The following is a 24395-nucleotide window of genomic DNA, read 5'->3' as shown; positions in this document are numbered from 1 at the left end:
GTACAGCATTACTCATAGGTGTAAACTTAAGTTTAAACACTTGTCCCACAACCCATAATCCCTTCCTCTTGCTAAAGCTACGGTGTACATAAGTCTTGTTTCGTTACAATCAGCTTGTGCGTTAAGCATTCAAGCAAGAGTTATCAGCCATGAAATTGATTTCCGATCCACCGATTCCTGTAAAAATTCAAAAGATGAAGGAACGGGTGCGGTGGATGCATCCAAGTTTTGTGCAACGGGGAATTGACCAAACCAGAATGGTTATTGACGATCGTAGGGAAGATAGTCCAGAATTTTCCTTTATGGTTATTGGTGATTCCGGCACCAAATCCCATTCTCGCCATCATCCTCAACGAAAAGTTGCCGAATTGATGCTTCCTCACCGGGATGATTGCAGTTTTGTGTTGCACACAGGTGATGTAATCTATGTGGTTGGTTCTCAAGAATATTATTCAAGAAGCTTTATTGAGCCTTACCGGGAATTTATTGTAGGTGGTGACAACCCGAAAAGCATTCCTTATGACCGTATGGTGTTTAATATGCCATTCTTGCCAGTACCAGGTAATCATGATTATTACGATGTACCGTTGATATACCGTTTATTGACTGGCACAACATCTTCATTACGTCGCCTGTTCCGCTACAAAGATATCGAGATTGGCTGGCATGGATCGTATCAAGGGAATGCTTATGCACGGGCATTTATGGACTATACTCAAGCGATCGCTTCCCCGCAAGAATTAGAACGTCATTTAGATAAACACTATACTGCTAAAACTGACACAGGGCGGTGTTTGCGTTACGAACCTGGACAGTTTACCCGCTTACCCAATCGCTATTACACCTTTCGTTATGGCGGTATTGACTTTTTTGCGCTGGATTCTAATACCTTTAATACACCATCACCTTTACCTGCAACTGAAGAGGGAGAAATTTACCGCCGGGAATTGCAAAAGCGTCGCCAGGAAATAGATCGAGAAGAATTGCAGATATTGGGAATATGCGATGCCCTCAACCCAGATAAACCTGCTGAAGCTGAAGAACTCGATGAACTTAGCGCCAAATTAGACCAAATAAACGAAATCAAAATCGATATTGAAAAACAGTTGGCATCTCATAAAATGCCTGCGATCGACTTTGAACAACTTGAATGGTTGCGAAGCAGACTAATCGAATCTTGGAACACTTCCGAAGTGCGCGGACGTATAATATTTTTCCACCATCCGCCATTCGTTACAGAAGCTACTAAGTGGAATCAGGCACAAACCTTGGCGGTTCGTCACCGTTTGCGCTGGGTGTTTGAACAAGTGGCAGAAAATCTTGGTTCTCTAATTAAAGAACGTCCCATAGTCGATTTAATTTTAAATGGTCACGCTCACTGTTTGGAGCATCTTCGCACAACTGATACCGGATTTGCTGACTCTCACATTAACTGTATTATCTCTGGTGGTAGCGGTCATCGTCCTCGCTATCAAAGGCGAAAGGGGACTGAATTGATGGAGACTTTTACAGATATTGCAGGTAAACCCACTCGGAAAGTTGCTGATTCAACGCTTTTTGTAGGTCGTCATGATGACAATTTTCAGAACCGCCTACCTTACTCATGTGTGCGGATTGATGTTTTGGATGGTAGCCCACCCAAGTTTATCATCAGACCGTTGGTAACTGAACGGATTGAAGATGAGTGGTATAACCGCGAACTTGAACCATTTGTAATTTAAACGGCAATACAATTCAGTTGAGCATTTCTTCCTTCTCTTCCTTTGCGTCCTTTGCGTCCTTCTCTGACGAGACGCTACGCAAATGTGGTTCGTTAAAAAAAATTGACTCTGACAAAGAGTTAAGCCTTATACCAATTCTGTATGAATATATGAGGAACGAACCGCAAAGAGCGCATAGACGCGGAGCGGCTTCCCGCAGGGTAGGACACAAAGAAAGAAAATTTGGCGCAGCCTCACAAAGCAATTTTATTAACCTAAGCGTATTTTATTTAAATGGGATGCGATGCCTACGGCGGTATACGCACCTTAATCACTTGAAAATCAAATCCAAACGTTGCTGTGTTGCTTTGAGTGAGTCTGCTGGCAAACTTTTACCCAACAATACAGATTCAATCGCCCGGCCTACACTGTCAGAAATCCGATTATAACCAGGAAATATGGGACGCGATCGCCCATATTTAGCTTGATCTAAAAATACCTTCACCTGTGGTATTTTTTTGACAAAATCCTGATATTTTGGACTTTCACGAGATTTCAAATTCACTGGCAAATAACCAGTTCCCAATGCTAATTCTGTCTGAAATTCTTCACTCAAAGCATACTCAACAAACTTAAAGGCTGCTATTTGACGTTTCGGTGTAGTTTTGAAAAAGAAGAGATTCTCACCACCAATAACAGTAGCAGGTTTTTGTCCAACAGGAATGGGAAAAACATCAAAATCGACACCAGTCTCTTGAAATTGCCCCAGAGTCCAAGGGCCATTTAATTGCATTGCAACTTTACCACTGAGCAAGTCATCTGTCTCATAACCTCGTTCTGGGCCAGATAAAATGGCGGAACCTTCCGTAATTAAATCACGCCAGAATTGCAAAGCTGCGATCGCGCCTTGATTATTTTGCAAATTTACTGCTGCTGCATTCTGTGAATCACCACTTACTAACTCACCACCGCCACTCCACATAAACGGCAACCAGGTGAACACTGTAAATTCTCCCTTCCCCAAAGGTAGAAACATCCCATATTGATCGGTTCGGCCATCACCATTGGTATCACGAGTTAATTTCTTGGCAACTTGTGCAAACTCCTGCCAAGTCCTGGGTAATTCAGTAATCCCTGCCGCCTTAAACAAACTTGGGCGGTAAAAAATACCAACATTATTTGTAGCAAAGGGCACAGACCAAATTTTACCGTTGTATTTCATCGATCCATACAAAGCGGGGTCAATTTCGGCTTTGATTGGAGATTTCTCCAGCATTTCATCCAAAGGTAAAAGTGCATTGAGTTCTACCAATTGACCTGCGATCGTCGGATTGTACCACAATAAATCTGGGGGTGCATTTCCTACTACTGCTGCTAAAATCTTGGGCGTTTGCTGATCCTGTTGCCCAATATAAAGCGACTCTACCTGAATATTTGGGTGGGATTGATTAAATTTGTCTACCAGCTTTTGCAGCACATCCCGATTTGGCGGCGGATTTACACCTTGCCACAGGGTTAAATGAATTACTTGATTTTCCTTAATAACAGGTAGAATACTTTGACATCCAACTAAAGCTATTATGCCTACGAATAATACAAACAGTAATCTCCTAAGATAATTTGACACTTTCTTTTTCGCTTGGCATAGCGAGGAGGCGAAAAAAATTGTGCATAATGTTGATTAAAATGATTGATCGATTCTCGTAGCTGCTTCAACATAACTTTGCCATTTTGATGTAGAGTTGCACAATTATCTTAAGTCATGGTTTTTGCCAGCGTTTTTATCCTAATCTTGAATAGAGTTTTGATAATTTCAGATTATGGCAGGACATAGTAAATGGGCAAATATTAAGCGCCAAAAAGCCGTAGTAGATGCAAAAAAGGGGAAAACCTTCACTCAGTTATCGCGGGCGATTATTGTGGCGGCTAGAAGCGGTGTACCAGATCCGGCGCTGAATTTTCAACTTCGCACGGCAATTGACAAGGCAAAAGCAGCGAGTATCCCCAATGATAATATTGAACGAGCGATCGCTAAAGGTGCAGGTACTTTTGGCGGTGATAACGCTATCTTTGAGGCGATTCGCTACGAAGGCTATGGCCCTTGTGGTGTAGCGATTTTAATCGAAGCCTTCACAGATAATCGCAATCGCACTGCTGCTGACTTGCGTGTAGCTTTTAGTAAAAATGGTGGCAATCTTGGTGAAACAGGTTGCGTTAGCTGGATGTTCGATCAAAAAGGCGTTTGTGTAGTGCAGAGTGTGATTGACGAAGAACAGCTTTTAGAAGCATCCCTCGAAGGCGGTGCTGAATCTTATGAGATGGCTGAAGATGAGATGGCTGAAGTTTTTACTGATATTGGCAATTTAGAAACCCTTAGTCAGACGCTCAAAAATCAAGGCTTTAAGGTAACTGATGCCGAATTTTGCTGGATTCCTAGTAATAGTGTAGAAGTTACCGATCCAGATCAGGCGCGATCGCTTTTCAAGTTAATTGATACTCTAGAAGGCTTGGATGACGTGCAAAATGTCACATCTAACTTTGAAATAGCAGAAGAATTGATGACTTTCAGCTTTTCTTAATCAAAATTCACACAGATATCTTATGTAAATTCCAAAATTTACATCTAAGTTTTAAATGCCAGCATTATGTCTATTGGTATTTTTTGGCTAAGTATTTCTTGTGATTGGGATATTTTACGGTTGTAAAAATAGACATGAAAGATTCATATCAATTACAAACTTATGACATATACCTATTGGATAGTTAAGTTGTCGATTACCTGATGAGGATTTTCAAATGAATAAGTTCGCTAAAGTTCTAGTTTTGGCTTTAATTTTTGCTGCGCCCGTAACAGTTTTTGCATCTCAAGCTCAAGCTAAAACTATCCACCATGTTGCTAGCACAAAAGAGAACAAAACTCATAAAATAAAACACCACAAACATCACAAGCATCATGCTAAAAACCTAGCTCCTAAAACTCATAAATAGTTACTATTATGTGCAAAAGTTTCTAGTAGCTCTGTAATAAAGTTTAGTGTTGGTTTATCTGAAAAAATAACTGCATTATTTAACCCCGTTGAAATCCCTACCAATCAACGGGTTTTTTATTAACTTGCTCAAGGAGGCGCGATCGCGTCAAAATAAGAGTAAAAGACGCTGTAACCTAACTTAACAATGGCCCTAACGCAGCTTGAGCAACCTCTCTCCCCTCAACCAACACCGCCAGACTTGCGGGGATATGAATATGATTTGGTAATTGTCGGCGGTGGGATTATTGGGTTAACTCTAGCCTCTGCTTTAAAAGATTCTGGCTTGAGTATCTTGCTGATTGAGGCGAAAGTCGCATCAGCGGCGGTAGCTAAGGGACAAGCTTATGCAGTTCATCAGCTTTCGGCGCTAATTTACCAAGGAATTGGAGTTTGGGACAGAATGTTGCCTCAAATCGCCAAATATTGCCGAGTTCGTCTTTCTGATGCCGATTATCCCAATGTGGTGGAATTTACCACAGATGATATACATACAGCAGAATTGGGTTATGTGGCGGAACACCAAGCGCTGTTGCAGCCTTTACAGGAGTTTGTCCAAAATTGTCCAAATGTGACTTATCTGTGTCCGGCTGAAGTGGTAAATACGAATTACCAGCAGGATATAGTGGAGATAGATATTAAAATTGCCGATCAGTTATGCACACTTCGCAGCAAATTACTGATAGCAGCAGATGGGGCGCGATCGCCAATTCGTCAAGCTGCTGGTATCAAAACCTCCGGCTGGAAATATTGGCAGTCTTGTATCGTGGCATTTGTCAAACCAGAAAAGCCGCACAATAACACCGCTTACGAAAGATTTTGGTCTAGCGGTCCCTTTGCGATTTTACCTTTACCAGAGAACCGTTGCCGCATTGTGTGGACAGCCCCACATGAAGAAGCAAAAGCTTTGTGTGCCTTAGATGATGAGCAATTTTTAAGAGAACTCACCCGTCGCTATGGCGATCAAATGGGGAAATTGGAATTACTAGGCGATCGCTTTGTATTCCAGGTACAACTCATGCAAAGCGATCGCTATGTTCTCCCCCGACTGGCATTAATTGGTGATGCGGCGCACAATTGCCATCCTGTGGGTGGACAAGGTTTAAATCTGGGGATTCGGGATGCAGCAGCTTTGGCGCAAGTTCTACAAACAGCGCACCAAGCGGGTAAAGATATTGGCGACATTCAGATTCTTAAAGGTTATGAACGCTGGCGTAAGTTGGAAAACCTGACGATTTTAGGTTTCACCGATTTATTAGATCGGATGTTTTCTAATAACTTCTTACCTGTAGTGATGGTTCGTCGCTTGGGTTTATGGTTTTTGCAACGAGTTCCTTTCTTAAAGGTATTTATGCTGAAATTGATGATTGGCTTGAAAGGACGGACTCCAGAATTGGCAAAACGATAAACGCTAGATTACAGCAGCTTGAAAAATCTGGTTTGGGGTGAGATTCAATTCGGGAAAGGTTTGGGAGATAATGCGTTCCCCGGAGGGGTTGCCGCAGGCATCGTTATCTCGAAACTTACTTATCTGATATTCCTCATCAACCAAGTTACAAACGCTGATTGTCGGTTGTTTAGGATTGCCGATAAAATTGCGTCCACCCAAAGCAGCATAATCGACAATCCAGTATTCTGGGATACCCATCTCTTCATAGTCAGCGTATTTTAAGTAGTAATCATCCCGCCAGTTGGTTGATACAACCTCAATTGCCAAAGGTATTGATGCACCCAAACTAACGGTAGATTGTTTTTTCCACAATGGTTCATTTTCCAGATTTGCACGATTTAGCACCAAGACATCTGGAAAATAACCAGAATCTTTTTCAGGAGGTCTAACTATAACTTGGTTAGGGATACCGTAGGGCAATCCTAGACGTTTGATTTCAACAGGAATTTCGACACCTAGAAAGCTTTTAACTTCCTCATGTTCCCCTACTGTTGTGCCATCTCAACAATTTGTCCTTTATGTAGTTCGTAGCGGACTCGTCGATTGTCGGGTAGCCAATCGACAAATTCCTCAAAGGTTACTAGCTTTGGTATGGCTTGAGTCATGACTTTTGAGAGTTATTCCTTTGGAAATATTATCTCTAATCTAGGGGACTGTGGACAGCTTTTCTACCACGGTTAAGAAAAAAGGGTGAGCAGTGCCCACCCCATGATTGTCGATTAGACTTAACCTCGCTTAACCAAACAAAGCTTTGATAATTTTGGGGATATCCCAAATAGAAACCCCTATTCGTTTGAGAAAATTCCAAACTGAATCTTTGCCCTGCTGGTATATATCCTTAAGTACGCGAGCAACATCTATGATTGAGTAGCCAACGTTACTTAGGATTGAAGCGGCATCATCCGCACTCTTACCAAAAACGTTTTTGAGTACTTGTCCCACCTCAGATGCGTTGTAGCCGAGATTCTTAAGAATTTGAGCAGTTGCTTGGTCGCTTTGGCGGAAGACATTAGAGAGTACTTGTCCCACCTCAGATGCCGTGTAGCCGACATTCTTGAGAATTTGAGCAGTTGCTTGGCCGCTTTCGTGGAAGACATCAGAGAGTACCTGTCCCACTTGAGATGCGGTGTAACCTGCGGTTTTGAGGAACGAAGCAACCTGATTATCGGTAGCATTAAAGACACTCACGAGCATTTGCCCAACTTCAGTTGCCTTGTAACCTACAGCTTTCAAAGCCAAAGTGACCTCATTTGCCCCTTTACCAAAGACACGATTTAGGGTCTGCCCTACTTCAATGGCTGAGTATTGAGCATCATGAAGAATTTGGGTAACTTCGTCAGATGTCTTGCCAAACCCTTCCTTGAGAACATGGCCTACAGCATCTACATCATATTTTGCACCTTTGAGCAAACTAACGGCTTGGCTAGCACTCTGACCGTAGATGCTTCCCAGAACCTTACCCATATCAGCGTAGGCATTCGTTGTCCAGGCGATCGCTTTGGAGCTAATGCCATTGAGCCAAGCTTGGGCATTCGGGAACAGCATATCAAAGATTTGACTAGCTTGTTCTTTGATCTTCTGTTTGATCTGTTCGGCTAAAGCCTCCAAAGTAGATGGAGCAACAGTAATCGTAAAGGATGATAGGGGGAGTTTTTGACCATTCAATATACAGTTAGGCGAAACAGTGGCGGAAAATCCGGTGGTATTCAGGGTGATATCTAAAGAGAGATTTGCCGCAACGTTAATGGAAAGGTTATCTGCAACCTTGATGAGATTGCTGCCAACCACTTTCTTGATGACTCCTAAATCAACGCTAAGGTTTGGCAGATTAAACCCTGCTGTACCCTTTATCTGCCAAGCTTTATCGGCAGTTTGGAGGGTGAGCTTAGTTTGGTTTCCAAGCCAGGTTCCTTCTAACCAAACGAGATCGTTTTCAATTAAAGCTTTTGCACCTAGCAGCGTTAAACCCGCTAGTGAGGTTGTGACATCCCCAGAGAAGCGATAAGTTTTATCGCTGATGTCGCCTTTCAGGTTGCCGTTCACTTTCAAGAGAGAATTGCTGGAAAATAGCTGCAAATCGCCTTCATAGTGGAACTGATGATTGTTTTGATCGTCGATTAGTTGCACCTGACCCTTAGAAATGGGTCGTTCTGAATTCAGCAGAGGGATTGACAAACTGCTGCTTCCATCTAGGCGAAAAGCAGTATTGTTAGCAGTGATTCGCTGCCATTGAGTTCCCTGAAGCTGCCCATGATTGGCGTTTGCGGTGGCATCGTGCGCCACTGTGCCCGAACCTTCGTTAAGTTGCCAGTAGCCAATTAATCCGGGTTCATTGCCCTTGGGCGATCGCATCATTACTGCGCCAATTTCTTCAAGAGAACGCGCCCTGTTCCAAATTTGGACATCGGCAATTTCGCCTTTAAAGAATCGTTCTGTTCCCGTTCCCCTGGCTCCAATCGCCCAGTTCTCGCTAACTTGTATCGCTCCTTGAGAACCTGCAACTGCATTCATGAGTAGACCATTTCGGTATAGCCGCCACATCCCACCATCAAACACGCCGGTTAAATAGACCCAGTTGCTCACATCTTCAGCCGGAATCGATGCAGCAACCAGTTGTTCAAAAGGAAGACTGTTTAATCCCCAATAACCAAATTGGTATTGTCCATTGATAATTCTGAGGTAGACCTCTCCGGTTGGGGATGAGGTATAGCCGTGAGCAACGATGTTGCGTAATCCATCGATCGCATCGGGTTTAATCCATGCAGAGATGGTGATTGCTCCGGTAAAATTCAAGGCGGCAGGATTATTGAGTTTAACGTAATCGCTCTGCCCGTTAAATGCCAGCGCATAGGATGTGGGAGGCGCGATTTTTGGAGATGCGATGGCGATCGCTCCTGCTAAATTTAGGGTGACAACTTTCGCGATCGCACCTTTGATCTCGAATCCGGTTTTGAATCCCTGAGAAGAAGCAGCTAGACCAAAAACAGTGTCTAGTTTGGCGCTGCCGACATTAAAGTTACCTCGCAGGAAGGCGACAATACCCTGCTCATTGGCGGTTGAGGCAGAAGGCAGCACCGATAAAATTTGGGTTGCTTGCAAATCCGTAGTCAATCCCAAAGCAGAATAGGCGATCGCTTTCGATGTCGGTTGGGTAATAATTTGACTAAATTCATCAGGGGTTGTCACCAGCCAGCCTAAACTGCTAGACAGTGGCCCAAAGGAAACCTGGGTACTGCCTACGCGCTGATTCAGTGGTAATGCTTGAATCAACTCATTCACCGACAAGGTTCTTATACCCTGGAGTAGATGTACTATATCTTTGTCATCTAGGGTGGGCCCATCTCCTTGAGTACCTAATGCTTGACCGCCAAGATACTTGGGGAGTTGGAGATAGTTTTGATTGAGCGAGAATTTGAATTCGACAGGAAGCTCATTTGGAATTGGGTGGTCAGGGTTGGTGAAGAACTCCTTGATATCAGACAGCAAGTTACTAATTTTTTGCAGTTCAACTGTCGGCTTAGGAAATTGGGCGTGCGCTTGGAGTGTTAAGCCTTCTAAGCCCAGATACTCGATACCAATATTGTCGTAGAACATGGGAATCGGCACCGGAAATTCAATCGGCAGCACCATCACCGTATTGTTTAACCGCAGGCGACGTTGTATTGCTTGAGTGCTAGGTAGCGGATCGCGATTTTCAGGCAATGCGATCGCAGCAACTAAGGTAGCTAAATCAAACTGATCGATATCAGCGTCCATTTCCAGCAAGAACAATTGTCCGCCTGCGGTTTCACCAAAGGAAATGCTGCGAAGTGTCACACCATTGAGAACAGGCATCCCCAGCATCAAGCTAGGAAACAACAATTTAATTGGCGGATCATCTTTTTTGACGCTAGCACTAAATTGCAAGGTTCCAGTAGGCGAGGCGGCAACCTCAAACTGGAAGCTTTGCGGCATTTTAAAGTTGAGGTATTCCATAAAGCTTGTGGGGAGCTTGTGGAAACTTTGGGAGATAGTCTCTAGAACTTCTTTGGCTGCATTAGACAGTTTGCCGCTACCGAGCTTGGCAAGTAAGGCTTCTAGACGTTCGGTGAGCTTGTCCACAAAGTTCTCAGCATTGATTTCTTGATCGAGAGGCAAACGATCTGGCAGCATGGCGGCAGCACCAGGAAGTTTACAAGCCGCTAACAAATGCTGAATTGGGGTTAGTGGTAGAGCTAGGGGTTTGACTACCTCAAATCCACCACTGGCAGCAAAGCTTGACCCGGTGTAGCTAAAGTTTGGCACATCGACGTTAATCTCACCGTATTCACCGAAGTCACAATGCCAAAAAGATTTTCCATTCGCGTCAGTCTGCGACTCGATCGCCTTAATAAAGGATGTTTCAGGAAGAAGCGTAATTCCTGCTCTACTAATCACAAGCTTCACTTGCACCGTTGTATCAGCTTCGTCATGCAAATCGAGGGTGCGGAAGAATTCCACTGCTGGAAGTGGGTTGCCATCGGCATCGTTTTCAATGTGTCCGTTCTCGTCTTTCTTGCGACCAAATAGATTATTCAGTTGTGAAGGTAGACCGATATTCAACTCTGCTTCCAGATCGACAATTCTACCTAATTGGATACTGAGTTTAGAAAACCCAATTTTGGCAGTACCTAACTCGATGCGATCGCTCTCTAGTTCGATCGGCGGGACGGTGAAGTAAATCGACTCAATGTCACTCTTGCTAGCAATGCTCAGGATGACCCCCTGTTTGTTTGCTGTAAAGGTCATAGCGATCGGGTCTTTCGGCAAATGTGCTTGAACGGTGGCATTCAAACCATGAAATGCTAGATCGACAGCAGCAGCAAATGTCCAATCACTGGAACTGCCAGAAATTGAGAGACGCTCAAAGTTCAGTTCTATCATCCCTTGTGTAGACGGAAGCGGAATTGACACGGCTGCCTGAATCGCTTCAAATTGCAGTCCTCTGACTTTCTCTTCTCTAAAAATCGTCAGTTTGCCATCACTCTCGATCGCACCCGGAATCGACAGTCTTCCTGCCGCCGCAACGCTCCATTCGAGGGGAACTATCTCACCTTCTTGAGCCGCAGGTTTGGTAAACTCCAGTTCCAAACCAGAAAGACTCAAGCTGATTTCTCCTAAATTCACAGGACGCATATCAACCTCAGCTGCCAGCTTTAGGGTTTTGCCTGCCTGAGATTGGTTGTAGCTAGCCTCCAGAGTGACAGAATCATCAAACACATCGGCATTTACTTTGCCGTCAACTGACCAATCCTCTCCTTCCAAGTCAAAAGTGAGTTGAAAGTCTTTAATTTTCAAGCCGTTGACAATCTCTTTTTCAACGTTACTTTGAATTGCGATCGCGCAATGAGTCGGGCTATCTCGCCGATCTCGCTCAATTGTCAGGCTGACTTCACTAATACTCAAATCGCCTCCATTGGCTGGAAATTCCCAAAGATCCTTGGCAATAATTTCAAAGGAAAATGCGCCTGTTTGAGGCGAGATAGCGATCGCAATATCTTTGAAGTGAAAAGTAGGCAGTTCAGCCGGTAAGGAAACATGATTCAAAAATACATTTGAGATTGCAGACAGGTCTAGTTCTGCAATCATCCAATGCAATACAATATCAGTGTCTTTTTTAGTAACCTCAAATACTGCATTCGAAATGGTCGTATCACCAACGTGAATACTGCCGCTAAATGTCCCAGTCACGTCATCAGCTTTTCCGGTAACATGTAGTGCAAATTGTCCCTGCTCTAATACTAAGGAACTGATTCCGGGAATGTAACACGACGAAATATCTTTAGCACTTACACTAAAAGATACCGTACCATCGACTTCTCCAAAGGTGGCTTCGATCGCAATCTTCCCAGCACCCAGAAGCGACGATTGTCCTGCGATCGTAATCGTATTCTCAGAATCACTAACAATATAGTTGAAGTCCAGTTGTGGAATCTCTAAAAGATTCATCAATTTGCTGAGGGGAAGCGCATCGATTGTGGAATCCTTCAGGGTGAATTGTCCAGTTTTTGAGATCGAGTCTTTTACAATTGAGATGATTTCGGTGATTGTTGAACTCATGATGTTTTGTCCTTCGATTTCCTGTGTTGTTTGGAACACTTTCAATCTATAGGAGTTGCTCAGGCAGCGCGATAACGGTAAATTGAGGAAAGTTAAGGATCTAGTTAAGTATTTAGTTAAGTTCGTAAACTACCCATCGCCCAATACGGTTTGGTTAACGTTTTAATCTTTTGAAGATCCCTTTTTTTAAGGGGGTCGCCGCCGGGAAGATTTTAGCCGCCACCACTAATTGCTAATAGCTGCTGGGGGTCTGCTAGACAACTGCTGCAACTACCAATCCCATCTTATTCATTTATTTTGTTTACCTCTTAAAAACTGATTTAGTTAAATATATTCGTAAAAGCAGGTATTAAATTGGTATTATGCCAAAAATCCACCAGTGCGTAGGTATAGCCCGTCATAGACATCGCTGTTTACTTTACTCACACAATCCTCAACTCAAATTACTGCTGCCACCTATTTGAGTAGCGCCCTCTGGTGCTGGTGGGTGGTAAGTCATAGACTGTAACCCCAAACGACCAGGGCCAATAAAACGGTTGAGAGTGAATGAAATACCGCCAAGCATTACTCCAATTACTCCGAAGATGCCGCCGCCACTAGATTGCAGCGCCGTTACTGTCTCCATCTTCACTGATGAGTCTTTCCATAACCATGCTCCTGGCTCTACATCCAGCACTTCTCCAGGAGCAAGGTACTTTTCAAAGACATTACCGTAACCGTGGATTAAAAGCAGCCCTCCCTGTTGCTGACCAATGAAGCGGTCAATAAATAAACCACCACTGCGACTAAAAAAGAGGTTTGCCAGCCCTCGCTGGAAAAAGAAACTGTACTCAATATTACTCGTAGCGAGTAAAAACTGATGTTCGCGCACGTCCACTATCTGTCCACGCTCTAATTGCAGCACCACAATCTGTCCTGGAGCCTCACGAGAGAAAGCAATATTCCCTGGCCCATGTGCTTCACTGATAAAAATTTGTAGTCCGGCAAAGAAACGCTTGGCTGCCCCTTTCAAGCCTTTGACACCAAGGCGAACATTCGGATGTTTCCACAGTAAAATATGATGCTCAAAGTAAATCGATTGCTGTTGTCCCAGATGAACATCTACTACAGGTACTACTTCTCCCTCAATTCTCAAGGTCAAGTCACCAGAATGAAAGAAATCTTTCGGATTTTTTAATTCAGGTATCGGTTCACTACTAAAATCTGGCATAGTCTTTACTTTTCGATGGTTGTTTTATAAATCATTTTCTCCCAAACTCCAATTGTTTTACGCAAATATGAGTTTGACCGCGACTACACAGCATGGGTGCATTGGGATTGTCAAAATTCAGAGTGTGGCTTGCGTTCGTTTACTCACTGCGTTTGATTAAACAGGGCGGATTCTACCAAAGAAGCACCTAACGAGTAACAACTGCTACGAACATTCTCTGGTACTGACAACACAGCTACATTATGGGGAGAGGTAAATCCCTCTTTGAAATCAATGCAACTTTTTACAATTGTCCATGAATCTGCAATAGCTGTGGGTAACTGTTTGTCAAATCCATGATTTGTATAATTTTGATATTGCTCTTGTAGTTTCTTCAAAGATGCTAAAAACCGCGCCTTTTGTTTGGCGTGTGACTGGCGGATCTCACAAATCTTACGAGCTGCGTCCAATGTTTCTTTATCGTTCCAAGCTGTGACTTCTTTCACATCTGCAATACATTCATTCAGCTTGAGTCGTGTGGGCTGTGAGTCGCCATCTAAATTGGGGTTTGCTGCCCAAGCCTGGATTGTACCTGAAACAAGTATGGCAATTAGTACAGCCAAAAATCCCAAAATCACATTCCAAAAGACAATTTTAATCATAATTTCGCTTTTTCTCAGTAATTTTATTACTAATTAAGTCCCTAAAAGTGTGTCAAGAGAAATGATACAAAACATTTCCCTCTTCATTTACTTCAAAGTTAGCATTAAGTTCCTTGGCTTTTTCATCTAAATATTGTTTAGCTAACTGGGTTGATATTTCTGCCTTTTTCGCCAGTTGCAATACCGTTATTCTGCCAGCATTTTGCTCAATTAATTCTAATAAAACTAACTGAAGACGCTTTTGTTCTGATTCCAGAAGTAATGCTTTTTCCTTTCGATTCTGCTGTAATAAAGACCAACTCAACCAGCCTCCTAGAATGGTTGATGGAATAGTAAGAATAGTTAAAGCCGCTACATCATTCTCTTTGGGAGCATCCCAGTTTTTTGCAAAGAAGACGAAAATCAGTCAGGATAGGTAAGACGAGTGTATTTACTTACCGATGACCCCAGAACAAAAGCAAGCTCTTCAAAAACATATTCAGGCGATTGCTAAAATATTGTATGAAGATACGTCAAAAGAAAAGCTCACAAATCTTGCAGCAATTGAAGAAGCAGTGCGGAGTCAAATGCAGAAGCATGTTATGCCAGAAGTAGGGGTTTTTTTATCGAAACGATTACAGGGACAACCGCAGGATACCAACGACGGCTCAAAAGCATTCTTGGAGAGTTAGCAATAACGAGCAAACAAGCCATTGAATTAGAAGTCGCACCAAGTACTCAACTGAGTCCATATCTAGAAACTTGTTGTTTGAGGGTAAGTGCGAATGTCAGCTATGAAGATGCGGCATCAGACATCAAGTATTTTACGGGCATAGAGGTTTCTCACAGCAGTCAACAGAGATTAGTGCATCGCCAGAATTTTGAGTTGCCAACACCAGAACAGACAATTGAAGAATTAAGCGTCGATGGTGGAAACATCCGTGTCCGAACTCCTAAAGGTCAAATATGTGCATGGCTTGGCTATAAAGCAATTAGCTTACATCATCTCGGAATCTTGGGAACTTCATTTCAGAATAATCAGATTGTGATTGATTGGGTTAATGACCAACCACTGGCTAGCCCACTCACTTGTATTGGTGATGGACATGACGGCATTTGGAATATAATTGACCAATTAGCACCTGATGCACAACGTCGAGAAATACTTGATTGGTTCCATTTAATAGAAAACCTCCACAAAGTTGGGGGTTCACAAAAACGCTTGAAACAAGCACAAAATCTACTATGGAAAGGCCAAGTTGAGGCTACTATTGCCTTATTTACAGATTGTAAAGGCAAACAAGTACAAAACTTTTGCCGTTATCTTGATAAGCATCGCAATCGCATTATCAACTACGAATATTATCAAGCTGAAGAAATTTGTTCAATTGGTTCAGGTTCAGTTGAATCTGCCGTTAAACAGGTTGACCGTCGAACAAAAATTTCCGGGGCACAATGGAAACGAGAAAATGTGCCTCAAGTCCTAGCCCATCGCTGTGCTTACCTCAATGGATTATTGTCAGTTTGAGCCACTTTAAAAAGTGAGATGCTCCCATTCTCTTTTTCTTGAGCAGGAGTTTTGGGATTCATAATTTCTAGAATCATCACAGCAGAAAATGGAATACCAAATAATAGAAAACATATTGCTAAAACTTTTTTAATTAGTTTCATATAACTTTTTCCCTTAGAGGATGTTTTAAAAGTATTTTTCATAACACCAAAGCCTCGGAAACTTAACCCCCCTAGCCCCACTTCCCTTGTAGGGAAGTAGGGGTTTAAAAACCTCTCTCCGTTTCGGGGAGAGGAATGGAAGCGGGGTCATTAGTATACTTTGCGACTTTTAAAACATCCTTTTACTAGAGTTGGCTGGAGGCTGGAGGAAATTCAAAAATAATGGCTTTATTATACTTTGTATAATAATATCTGTAAGAGCGATCGCCACCGGAAAAGCGGTTACGCCATCGCAGATGCGTGTTAATGTCCAGATTGACTTGACAGTTGATGATTCCGGCAATTTTTTCATCAATACCCTTGTGCTGCAAGGATTTCAGAAATACCATCCGTTTGCTCTGCCCATCTCCCCCAAAATTTTTCACTTTCCGATTCGTGCAACAATGCCATTGGTGTCTGCATTATCACATTACCTAAACATTAACAAAACCTTAACTTTACTGAAAATTCAAAAACTCAGGCAGCAAATTATTACCGAAATTTGAAATTCTCTAACCCTGAAAGCCTTATAAAAAGTGGGATTAACAATTATTGTTCATCTGGATGATTGCTAAAACGGGGTAAAATAGTCCTGAATTTATTTTTGCTACATCTGAAGTAATTATAAAGACTTGGTAAAGCAAGATTCAGTCTACTTGCATTGCTTACGTTGTTATTGATTTAATCAAATTTGTGCTGACCAATAATCAGCAAAATCACGTAAAACCCACTGCAAGCATTTAATACCCGCGCATATTTGTAATCAATATCTGTGAATATATTTCGCTCTGTCTCTTCAATGCTCTCAATGGGTTGATTCTTGGAGTCTTTGATAAATGCTAGGCGAGAGCCATTGCCAAAAGAAGTAACCCTTGAATTCAGAATTTTTGCAGATTTTTGAAATTACAAGCCATTTTTCCAATTTAGTTACACACAATGAAGAAAACGCTTTTTGGGGTGTTAACGACGGCGATTGTTAGCAACACCCTGATTCCTGGTGTCCAAGCAATCAGTCTCGGAAATACAACTGCCCGCTTTAGTCATGTTCTGATTATTTCGATTGATGGATTGCACAACTCCGATCTATCAGTTGCTAATCTGCAATCTTCTTTGAAAAATATCAAGCGGTTGCAGAGAGAAGGTGTGACATATACCAATGCTTTCACTTCTGCACCATCAGATTCCTTTCCTGGGGAGCTAAACTATATCACTGGTGCTAACCCCGGCACGACTGGTGTATTTTATGATCTTTCCTACAGTCGCGCTTTGTATGCCCCAGGTACCACTCCTGCTCAAATCGGCGCAGGAACCGCCAAACCAGGTACAGTCGTAGAATTTGATGAAACTAGTGATGCATCTTGGAATAATGGTAAAGGTGGCACCTTGGATGGCGGTAAGGGATTTGATAAAACCCAATTGCCAGTCGATCGCAATGGCAACCCTGTTTACCCCAACCAGTACCTGAAAGTAAATACCATTTTTGACATAGCTAGTGCGGCTGGACTACGTACTGCTTGGTCTGATAAGCATCCCGCAGCTTACACCATCCTCGCTGGAAATACACAAGACCCAACGAAGTTTAATTTGGCAACGGGTCAGGTTGGCAGCATTAGCGATTACTCTTCACTAGAAATTAACGCGGCAGTGGCAATTGATCCAACTAAGCCAGGACTTCTCCCAAGCACCCTTGGAGCTTTAGTCGATCAATCAACAGGTACTCCTTACTCCAACACCAACTCTCAAATCACGTCCACTTTCTTTAACGACGGGACAAAAGGTAATCCGGCTCTGTTTAAGGCTCCACCTGCTGGTTTTAGTCCCAACCAGTTCACAAGTGTAGCAACAACCTCAGCCTACGACGATCTCAAGGTTAAGCAGATATTAAACGAGATTGATGGATTGAACGATTCTGGTACGATAAAAGTAGGCACTCCGGCAATTTTTGGCTTGAATTTCCAAGCTGTGAGCGTCGGCGAGAAAGAGACAGCCTCTCAATTTAATGGTGGCGGAATTGACTCTAATGGAAATGCCCGTCCTGACCTGGTAAGTGCAGTAGTTCACACTGATGCCAGCATCGGTCTGATTCTGGATGAACTGAAAAAGAAAGGATTAGACAGTTCAACTTTGGTGATTTTGACTGCCAAGCACGGGCAAAATCCCGTCAAAGATCCAACTGTTGGTTTGAGCAGTACATTTGATAGTGTTACTGGTGCTGCTGGTGGCGATGGAAACCTGACTGCTGTTGCTGCTCTGTTAGTAAGAAACGGCATCCAAATTGCTTCTGAGCGAGGTCAGGATACTTCATCGCTGATCTTCTTGAAAAATCCATCTGATGTCCGAAAAGCAGTAGCCCTGCTGAAATCCAAAAATTACTCATTTGATAATACGATTGATCCAAATACTGGGGTAGCGTTTTCAACTGAGGATGCTGCGGCTCAGGGAAAGGTATTGTATGGTCAGAGCATCATCAATGCCGGATTGGGAGATCCAAGGACAAACGAACGCACCCCTGACATTATTGTTCCACTCAAAACTGGCTATTTCTTTGGTAAAGCTACCAAAAAGCGTGCAGAGCATGGTGGATTTACTGATGCTGACACCCACGTAGCCCTAATTGTTGGTAGCACTGGATTTTTCCACAATCTCCAAGGTAAAACTATCAGTCAAACCGTTTCTACCACACAAATTGCACCAACTACATTACAGGTTCTAGGTTTAAATCCTGAACGACTGCAAGGTGTTCAGATTGATAGAACTCAGACATTACCATTTAACTGTAGGGACTTGCAAATAGAAAAATACCGAATAGATAAAGAGCGCAGGGAGTACGAGGAATAAAAAAACAAATGAAGAAATTGATGTGTTAAATACCACATCAATTTCTAGTAATTCCTGCGCCCAGAGCGAATCGGTATACCGCAAAGAGCGCAAAACTTATATCACACATTCCGCACATGTGACTCAGATTATTGATATTTTTGAAAAAACCCAGCCAGGAAAATTTTATCTACTTAATTTTTCTGGTTGAGGTTAACTTTTGTAAGCTTTGTAAGCCCCAAAATAGAGAATATTAAGTAAATTAATTTTATGGGCTTTAAAAATAGATTGCCTATCTCAAATGAACTATTAATTAACGATAAAATCAACATAATAATTTGAGCCAAGACTATTTAAATCTTTGCTAAATATTTTTATTTACTACTTTGATTAAAAATGAACTACATTTTTCTCGGTCAAATAACCTCAATCAAATAATTAGATAGTATTGACTACAACTCCTTCCTAAATAATTGAGAATTTTTGACGTTCCTCTGTTAAATTGCTGATTTGTTTCTGTCCATCTATGATTACCAGATGTACAGACTGAAACATTTGAAATACCCACCTCATTATCGGTTTATTTGTGACTTTCTTTATTTGATTTCTAATACCATCATCAAATTTAGCTAATTCTTGCCTCAACTTTCTTTGTGCGAGATTATAGGCTAACAAACACAATCCCATTATCATGGCAATTGCCTCCACTCTTTCGGGAGTTTTCACAAATACGCTTGATGTAAAAAACAACGGATCTTTCAAAAATCTAAATCCTCTTTTATTAGATTGTTAGGCTTTGTATTCTAAGACGGGTTAAATGAAGCAGACCCTGCATTGTGTAAGACTTGTCATATAATGAAATGATTTGAGCCAAATTTCTCATACTAAAGACAGATGTAATATTATTCAACCTATGCTATCTGCCCAGTACCATCAACCATAGGATTGAAAATTAGTATTTTTGTACATAGAATTAAAAATCTAAAATTAAAAATTGGTAATACTGATGGTTAGGAGTGTTAAAGTTTCAGGAAATTCATCGGAACTTTTCAGCGGGTATTCATGCTGAAGAAACTACAGAAAAAGCAAATTTCCATAATTGCGGGTGCGGCACTGTTTGCCTTTTTAGCTGGGGCAATGGTATCAGCGCCTGAAATTGGTAAAACCGTTGGGCAATGGCTGAAACTGGGTAAGAATCAGTCAGAGCAAACATCTGATGCGAGCATTGCCCAATCAGCCGTTTTTCCGTTGATATCACAATCTCTGCCAGAACGGGCGGCAAAACTAGCAGAAATTGCAGGGCAGTCACGATCGCCAGACCGAAATCGCGCTCGTTATCTTTTGGCGAGTGATTACATTGAAAGAACCCAAGCTCAAAAAGCTCTGGCTTTACTCCAAGGATTAGACAAAGACTATCCCATCCTCGCACCCTATATTTTGCTGAAACAGGCCCAGGCAGAGGATATGCTGGGCGAAGATGGCAAAGCCTCGGATCTCAGGCAAAGTGTGCTGAAACACTATCCCAAAGAAGCGGCTTCGGTGAAAGCACTATATCTGATTGCCCAACCGAAGCAACAAGAAATAGCGATCGCTCAATTTCCTTCCAATCCTCTAACTTGGGAAATTATTCGGAAACGCTTGCAAGAAAACCCCAATCAGCCAAAATTGCAATTGATTTTGGCTACTTATGCCTACGATCAACCAGGTATCGTGGGCGTTTTAGATCAGTTAGTCAAACAGACTACGCTCAAACCCGAAGATTGGGAACTCATTGGCACAAGCTACTGGGAAAATAGTCAATTTTTGAAAGCAGCGAATGCTTATGCCAAAGCACCAAAAACATCGCGCAACCTCTACCGGACTGCACGAGGGTTACAGGTGGGAGGCAAAGACAAAGAAATAGCAATCGCCACTTATAAACAATTGGTACAGCAATTTCCCACTACCGAGGAAGCCGGGACTGCATTACTACGGTTAGCAGAAACAGCAAAAACAGGTAAAGACGGCTTACCCTATCTTGAGCAGGTAATTAGTAAATTTCCGAAACAAGCTGGTACTGCACTAGTACAAAAAGCCAAAACTCTCGAAACCCTCAAGGATCAAAAGTCAGCTAGCGCGGCGTGGCAATTACTCATAGCCAAATATGGTAATTCGGATGAAGCCGCAGAGTATCGCTGGAAAATTGCCCAAGATAAAGCCAAAGCCAAAGATTACGTCGGTGCTTGGCAATGGGCAGAGCCAATTGTTACTAACAATCCCAACAGTATTTTGGCTCCGAGAGCAGGCTTTTGGGTGGGTAAATGGGCAGCTTCGCTAGGAAAACAGCAGGAATCTCAAACTGCTTATGACTATGTAATTAGTCAGTTTCCCTACTCTTACTATGCTTGGCGAGCAGCAAATATGCGGGGGCTTAATGTCGGCAACTTCGACAACGTGCGCGTCATGAACCCCGAAGTAATTGCACCCCAGCGTTCATTACCACCGGCTGGTTCTGAGACTTTCAAAGAATTGTATTTGCTGGGTCAAGACCGCGATGCCTGGTTACAATGGGAAACGGAATTTCAGAATAAAATTCAGCCAACGGTAGCAGAGCAATTTACTGAAGGGTTGATGCGGCAGGCAAGGGGAGAAAATCTCATTGGAATTGACAAAATCTCTAAGTTGGAAGACCGGGAAACACCAGCAGAACTTGCCCAATATCAAACTTTGAGCAAACAGATCGTTTACTGGCAAGCGCGTTATCCATTTCCCTATCTCCGAGAGACTGAAAAATGGTCTCTTGAGCGTAAACTCAATCCCCTGCTAGTAACTGCTTTGATGCGTCAAGAGTCAAGGTTTGAGCCAAAAATCAAATCCGTTGCTGATGCTACTGGCTTAATGCAGTTGTTGCCAAGTACAGCTAAATGGATCGCCCCACAAATTAAAGTGGATTTCAAAACAATAAACCTCGAAAATCCCAACGATAATATTATGCTGGGTACATGGTACTTAGATCATACCCATCAGCAATATAACAATAACTCACTGTTAGCGATCGCCAGTTACAATGCCGGGCCTGGTAATGTCTCCAAATGGCTGCAAACTCTAACTACACAAGACCCAGATGAGTTTGTTGAACAAATTCCCTTTGATGAAACCAAAAATTATGTGCGTCAAGTATTTGGCAACTACTGGAATTATTTGAGACTTTACAACCCTGAGATTTCTGGAATCGTAGGAAAGTACTCAACTACACACCCAAAATTGCCAGCGCAGTAATTTATGCCCAATCAGATGAGTAAGTAGGGATAGGTGAGTTTGATTTCACAAGAGGCAGGGGGCATGAAGAAGAGACAAGGGAGACAACGGAGAGTTTGTTCAATAATTCCCCCTTGTCCCCCTGCTCCCTGCCCCCCTGCTTTTTTACTCATCTTTAGCTACCTATATCATTACCATTGATCATTGATGTCACCTGCGATTCGACCGCATTAACATAACCTCGATCGTTCAAAACTTGCGCTGGTAACTTATTAGTCTTGATAGCAGCTTGCACTATATCTTTCGCTGTCAAGTTTCCTATTTGGAATTCAGATAGCAAAGTACCCGCACTGGGAATACCCTGTTCTCTGAAAGCACCTTGATAAGCTAGAAAGGCAATATTGAAAGGTTGAAGATAGCTGGCATTTTGCGAATCTGTGTTGATTTGTCTGCCACTATTATTAACTGTTTGAGCGTCAACAATTCCAGGTACAAAAGCAATACAGGCAACGATAAGTGCAGAATTTATCAAATTTGTTAGTTTCATAATTCTTTCCTCAATTGAGCTAGATTTATTAGTTTCATTTAGTAACAAAATCCTATTTTTTAGTAATCTATAGGATCTTGATATTCAGTTTTTATCTTCCGAAATCTTCTTTAATCAAAATTACTCAGTCCCATCATTTGATATGCAATAAAAGCAGTATCAAATGATTTGAGAGAATTTACATTCTTGGGATAGCTAGATAAAACGTCATAATTTACGAACGTGTTCATTGATGCGCCAGATTTTTGATTATCGGCTGTATGAACACTAGTGATTTTAGGCATAGAATTAATCCAAGCAACAAGATGTGCAGAATTTATCAAGTTTGGAATTTTCATAGAGTAATCCTTAATTAAAATGAAGTACACCAGTCAGTATTATTTAGTTGCAGAGTCTGCTTTTTTATAAATCTCAACATACATTTTCACTCAGTTTATTTGATAGCTTGATTTGTTAATTACACCAAATAGCCGAGTCAAATTAACCCCACTCTCAGGAGTTGAAAATTTGTAAAAGATTTAGTAAGTAAAAACTTAGGAAATATAAAATTGTGCAAAATTAAATATCTTGTTTGCTAGCCGTTCTCAAAGGTGCGATCGCTCATATATATGTAATAAGGATTTTCCCTTCTAGAGATTTTTTACTTTTGGCTATAAACTGAAATCCAACCTTTTTTAGCTACTTAAAGTTTCCATACCAATATGCTAGGAAATCTTTCCGATAGAAGCAAATACTTTTAATTTTTAATTTGATAAGCAAAAGTGATGCTAATTAATACTGGCATTGCAAAATTTTCTCTAAACCTTATTGATTATTGATTTGAGGTTGGATGGACTCTGGTGTAAGTTAGGCGTTCAGGAAGATAAAATAAGCCGATCGTGTCAAAATGTTAAGTGTATAGTTTATTTGCAAACTCACTTATGCCGAAAGCAATTTGGAATGGCACAGTTTTAGCCGAAAGCGATCGCACCATAGTTGTGGAAAACAACCATTATTTCCCTGCTGACTCCATTAATAAGGAGTACTTCACAGACAGTAATACCCACACTACTTGTCCTTGGAAAGGTGTCGCCAGCTACTACAGTATTGAAGTTGATGGACAAATCAACAAAGATGCTGCTTGGTACTATCCCAGCACCAAGGAGAAGGCTAAGAATATTGAGGGTTATGTAGCCTTCTGGAAGGGTGTAAAAGTAGAGGCTTAATAAAGGTTGCTGGGAGTATTTTAGTTTCAGAAAATTGATTTAGTATTTACAGCAATCATCAAACAAAATTTTGTGGAGGATGACTTGTGTCAACCTCCACAGTCTTAAACCCGATCGGAGGCGGAGCGTCTCCTGTTAGGCTCCTGAATTCTGTTAGCGGATAGCTAAGGTTTAGCCCGTTATGAATTCTTCTTCAAGGACTAATCTTTGTTGGTTTTAGCCATGCAAAAATCTGTGTAACTGTTAAATTAAGTTGCAAAAATTCAGGTACAGGCAATACTTCATCCCCAGTCATCTCTATAGGTTGCTGTCCTGGCAAAAATACTAATACTAAGCGTTCATCTGGATCGATCAACCACCCTAATCGAGTACCGTGTTTTAGACAGTGAAGAATATTTATAATTACCTTGGTTGTATTCTGTTCTGGTGAAAGAATTTCAATTGTCCAATCAGGATAAATTCCAAAGGTATTTTTAATTTCTCCATTTGCATCAAAAGGAATGCGTTCCCAAGCAAATACACTCACGTCTGGTATGATTGAACGTCCGCCAAAAGTACAGCGTAATTCTGGAAAAGCCAAAGCAATTTCTTGTTCTTCAGCAACTTGGCTAATTGCGTTACAAAGTTTTAGTTGTAGCCGGGAATGTTTGCCTTGTGGCATTGGTTTCTGGTAGATACGACCATCGATAAATTCACTAGCAGGCTCTGTTTCTGGCAGTTTGAGGAACTCTGCTAAGGAGATTGATTTGTGCAGCGTACTTGTCATAGCTGTGCAAATGCCATATTTGATTGGAA

General features: G+C 42.0%; 18 protein-coding genes and 2 pseudogenes. 8 read left to right on the top strand and 12 right to left on the bottom strand.

Annotation, left to right across the window (positions count from 1 at the left end; all coding sequences use genetic code 11):
* The first annotated feature begins 149 nt into the window (after window positions 1-149).
* Window positions 150-1721 (top strand): metallophosphoesterase, encoded by a 1572-nt coding sequence (locus FBB35_RS04325; RefSeq protein ID WP_174708619.1) that lies wholly within the window; start codon window positions 150-152, stop codon window positions 1719-1721.
* A gap of 310 nt (window positions 1722-2031) precedes the next feature.
* On the opposite strand, the gene FBB35_RS04320 is transcribed toward FBB35_RS04325, so the two are convergent.
* A complete protein-coding gene (locus tag FBB35_RS04320) occupies window positions 2032-3327 on the bottom strand; it encodes an ABC transporter substrate-binding protein (protein ID WP_174708618.1) in 1296 nt (431 codons plus the stop codon).
* A gap of 193 nt (window positions 3328-3520) precedes the next feature.
* Between FBB35_RS04320 and FBB35_RS04315 the strand changes: the two genes are divergently transcribed.
* From FBB35_RS04315 to FBB35_RS04305, 3 genes are all read left to right on the top strand, one after another.
* Window positions 3521-4279 (top strand): YebC/PmpR family DNA-binding transcriptional regulator, encoded by a 759-nt coding sequence (locus FBB35_RS04315; RefSeq protein ID WP_174708617.1) that lies wholly within the window; start codon window positions 3521-3523, stop codon window positions 4277-4279.
* A gap of 217 nt (window positions 4280-4496) precedes the next feature.
* Window positions 4497-4688, top strand: coding sequence for a hypothetical protein (locus tag FBB35_RS04310; RefSeq protein WP_174708616.1), 192 nt, complete (start codon window positions 4497-4499; stop codon window positions 4686-4688).
* Window positions 4689-4874: 186 nt separating this feature from the next.
* Window positions 4875-6134 (top strand): FAD-dependent hydroxylase, encoded by a 1260-nt coding sequence (locus FBB35_RS04305; protein ID WP_174708615.1) that lies wholly within the window; start codon window positions 4875-4877, stop codon window positions 6132-6134.
* 3 nt (window positions 6135-6137) lie between these two features.
* Here the strand turns inward: FBB35_RS04305 and FBB35_RS04300 are convergent.
* The 5 genes and pseudogenes from FBB35_RS04300 to FBB35_RS04280 form a co-directional block, all read right to left on the bottom strand.
* Window positions 6138-6781 (bottom strand): annotated as a pseudogene (locus tag FBB35_RS04300) (Uma2 family endonuclease).
* 130 nt (window positions 6782-6911) lie between these two features.
* Complete coding sequence (locus FBB35_RS04295; protein WP_174708614.1) at window positions 6912-12254, bottom strand: LamG domain-containing protein; 5343 nt, start codon at window positions 12252-12254, stop codon at window positions 6912-6914.
* A gap of 433 nt (window positions 12255-12687) precedes the next feature.
* Window positions 12688-13464, bottom strand: a complete 777-nt coding sequence (locus FBB35_RS04290) for an AIM24 family protein (RefSeq protein ID WP_174708613.1) — start codon at window positions 13462-13464, stop codon at window positions 12688-12690.
* 143 nt (window positions 13465-13607) lie between these two features.
* A complete protein-coding gene (locus FBB35_RS04285; RefSeq protein ID WP_174708612.1) occupies window positions 13608-14105 on the bottom strand; it encodes a hypothetical protein in 498 nt (165 codons plus the stop codon).
* A 52-nt stretch (window positions 14106-14157) separates the two neighbouring features.
* Complete coding sequence (locus tag FBB35_RS04280; protein ID WP_174708611.1) at window positions 14158-14409, bottom strand: hypothetical protein; 252 nt, start codon at window positions 14407-14409, stop codon at window positions 14158-14160.
* A 136-nt stretch (window positions 14410-14545) separates the two neighbouring features.
* On the opposite strand from FBB35_RS04280, the gene FBB35_RS04275 reads away from it, so the two are divergent.
* Window positions 14546-15612, top strand: a protein-coding gene (locus tag FBB35_RS04275; protein WP_174708235.1) for an ISKra4 family transposase whose coding sequence is annotated in 2 segments (ribosomal slippage) — window positions 14546-14702 and window positions 14702-15612 — 1068 coding nt in all. Because the reading frame shifts where the segments join, the coding sequence is not laid out codon by codon here.
* Here FBB35_RS04275 and FBB35_RS04270 read toward each other — a convergent pair.
* The gene (locus FBB35_RS04270; protein WP_174708610.1) at window positions 15585-15755 is read right to left on the bottom strand and encodes a hypothetical protein; all 171 of its coding nucleotides are present in this window, start codon (window positions 15753-15755) and stop codon (window positions 15585-15587) included. The genes FBB35_RS04275 and FBB35_RS04270 overlap by 28 nt on opposite strands.
* Before the next feature lie 185 nt (window positions 15756-15940).
* Entirely contained in the window at window positions 15941-16180 is a 240-nt protein-coding gene (locus FBB35_RS04265) for a hypothetical protein (protein WP_174708609.1), read from the bottom strand.
* 550 nt (window positions 16181-16730) lie between these two features.
* Here FBB35_RS04265 and FBB35_RS04260 point away from each other — a divergent pair.
* Window positions 16731-18632, top strand: a complete 1902-nt coding sequence (locus tag FBB35_RS04260) for an alkaline phosphatase family protein (RefSeq protein ID WP_254625818.1) — start codon at window positions 16731-16733, stop codon at window positions 18630-18632.
* Between the two features lie 409 nt (window positions 18633-19041).
* Here FBB35_RS04260 and FBB35_RS04255 read toward each other — a convergent pair.
* A pseudogene (locus FBB35_RS04255) lies at window positions 19042-19415 on the bottom strand (IS1634 family transposase); the annotation flags it as partial.
* 258 nt (window positions 19416-19673) lie between these two features.
* Between FBB35_RS04255 and FBB35_RS04250 the strand changes: the two are divergent.
* Window positions 19674-21869 (top strand): transglycosylase SLT domain-containing protein, encoded by a 2196-nt coding sequence (locus FBB35_RS04250; protein ID WP_174708608.1) that lies wholly within the window; start codon window positions 19674-19676, stop codon window positions 21867-21869.
* Between the two features lie 154 nt (window positions 21870-22023).
* Here FBB35_RS04250 and FBB35_RS04245 read toward each other — a convergent pair whose 3' ends face one another.
* Both FBB35_RS04245 and FBB35_RS04240 read right to left on the bottom strand, forming a co-directional pair.
* Window positions 22024-22395 carry a hypothetical protein gene (locus FBB35_RS04245; RefSeq protein WP_174708607.1) on the bottom strand — a complete coding sequence of 124 codons (372 nt, stop codon included), beginning with the start codon at window positions 22393-22395 and terminating at the stop codon, window positions 22024-22026.
* 110 nt (window positions 22396-22505) lie between these two features.
* Window positions 22506-22679: a hypothetical protein gene (locus FBB35_RS04240; protein ID WP_163934112.1), complete on the bottom strand. Its 174-nt coding sequence runs from the start codon at window positions 22677-22679 to the stop codon at window positions 22506-22508.
* Between the two features lie 636 nt (window positions 22680-23315).
* On the opposite strand from FBB35_RS04240, the gene FBB35_RS04235 reads away from it, so the two are divergent.
* Window positions 23316-23600, top strand: coding sequence for a DUF427 domain-containing protein (locus tag FBB35_RS04235; RefSeq protein WP_174708606.1), 285 nt, complete (start codon window positions 23316-23318; stop codon window positions 23598-23600).
* 193 nt (window positions 23601-23793) lie between these two features.
* Here FBB35_RS04235 and FBB35_RS04230 read toward each other — a convergent pair whose 3' ends face one another.
* Window positions 23794-24366, bottom strand: coding sequence for a Uma2 family endonuclease (locus tag FBB35_RS04230; protein ID WP_174708605.1), 573 nt, complete (start codon window positions 24364-24366; stop codon window positions 23794-23796).
* Between the last annotated feature and the right edge of the window lie 29 nt (window positions 24367-24395).

The organism is Nostoc sp. TCL240-02, from assembly GCF_013343235.1.
In the GTDB taxonomy this organism is placed as follows: Bacteria; Cyanobacteriota; Cyanobacteriia; order Cyanobacteriales; family Nostocaceae; genus Nostoc.
The sequence above is the reverse complement of the archived record's forward strand: the minus strand, read 5'-3'. Positions and strand labels throughout refer to the sequence as shown.

Excerpts from the sequence above, each read along its gene's own strand:
- FBB35_RS04310 (WP_174708616.1), top strand. The coding sequence starts at position 4,497 with ATGAATAAGTTCGCTAAAGTTCTAGTTTTGGCTTTAATTTTTGCTGCG.
- FBB35_RS04305 (WP_174708615.1), top strand. The coding sequence starts at position 4,875 with ATGGCCCTAACGCAGCTTGAGCAACCTCTCTCCCCTCAACCAACACCG.
- FBB35_RS04285 (WP_174708612.1), bottom strand. The coding sequence starts at position 14,105 with ATGATTAAAATTGTCTTTTGGAATGTGATTTTGGGATTTTTGGCTGTA.
- FBB35_RS04240 (WP_163934112.1), bottom strand. The coding sequence starts at position 22,679 with ATGCCTAAAATCACTAGTGTTCATACAGCCGATAATCAAAAATCTGGC.
- FBB35_RS04245 (WP_174708607.1), bottom strand. The coding sequence starts at position 22,395 with ATGAAACTAACAAATTTGATAAATTCTGCACTTATCGTTGCCTGTATT.
- FBB35_RS04250 (WP_174708608.1), top strand. The coding sequence starts at position 19,674 with ATGCTGAAGAAACTACAGAAAAAGCAAATTTCCATAATTGCGGGTGCG.
- FBB35_RS04290 (WP_174708613.1), bottom strand. The coding sequence starts at position 13,464 with ATGCCAGATTTTAGTAGTGAACCGATACCTGAATTAAAAAATCCGAAA.
- FBB35_RS04315 (WP_174708617.1), top strand. The coding sequence starts at position 3,521 with ATGGCAGGACATAGTAAATGGGCAAATATTAAGCGCCAAAAAGCCGTA.
- FBB35_RS04260 (WP_254625818.1), top strand. The coding sequence starts at position 16,731 with ATGAAGAAAACGCTTTTTGGGGTGTTAACGACGGCGATTGTTAGCAAC.
- FBB35_RS04230 (WP_174708605.1), bottom strand. The coding sequence starts at position 24,366 with ATGACAAGTACGCTGCACAAATCAATCTCCTTAGCAGAGTTCCTCAAA.
- FBB35_RS04295 (WP_174708614.1), bottom strand. The coding sequence starts at position 12,254 with ATGAGTTCAACAATCACCGAAATCATCTCAATTGTAAAAGACTCGATC.
- FBB35_RS04235 (WP_174708606.1), top strand. The coding sequence starts at position 23,316 with ATGCCGAAAGCAATTTGGAATGGCACAGTTTTAGCCGAAAGCGATCGC.
- FBB35_RS04270 (WP_174708610.1), bottom strand. The coding sequence starts at position 15,755 with ATGAAACTAATTAAAAAAGTTTTAGCAATATGTTTTCTATTATTTGGT.
- FBB35_RS04325 (WP_174708619.1), top strand. The coding sequence starts at position 150 with ATGAAATTGATTTCCGATCCACCGATTCCTGTAAAAATTCAAAAGATG.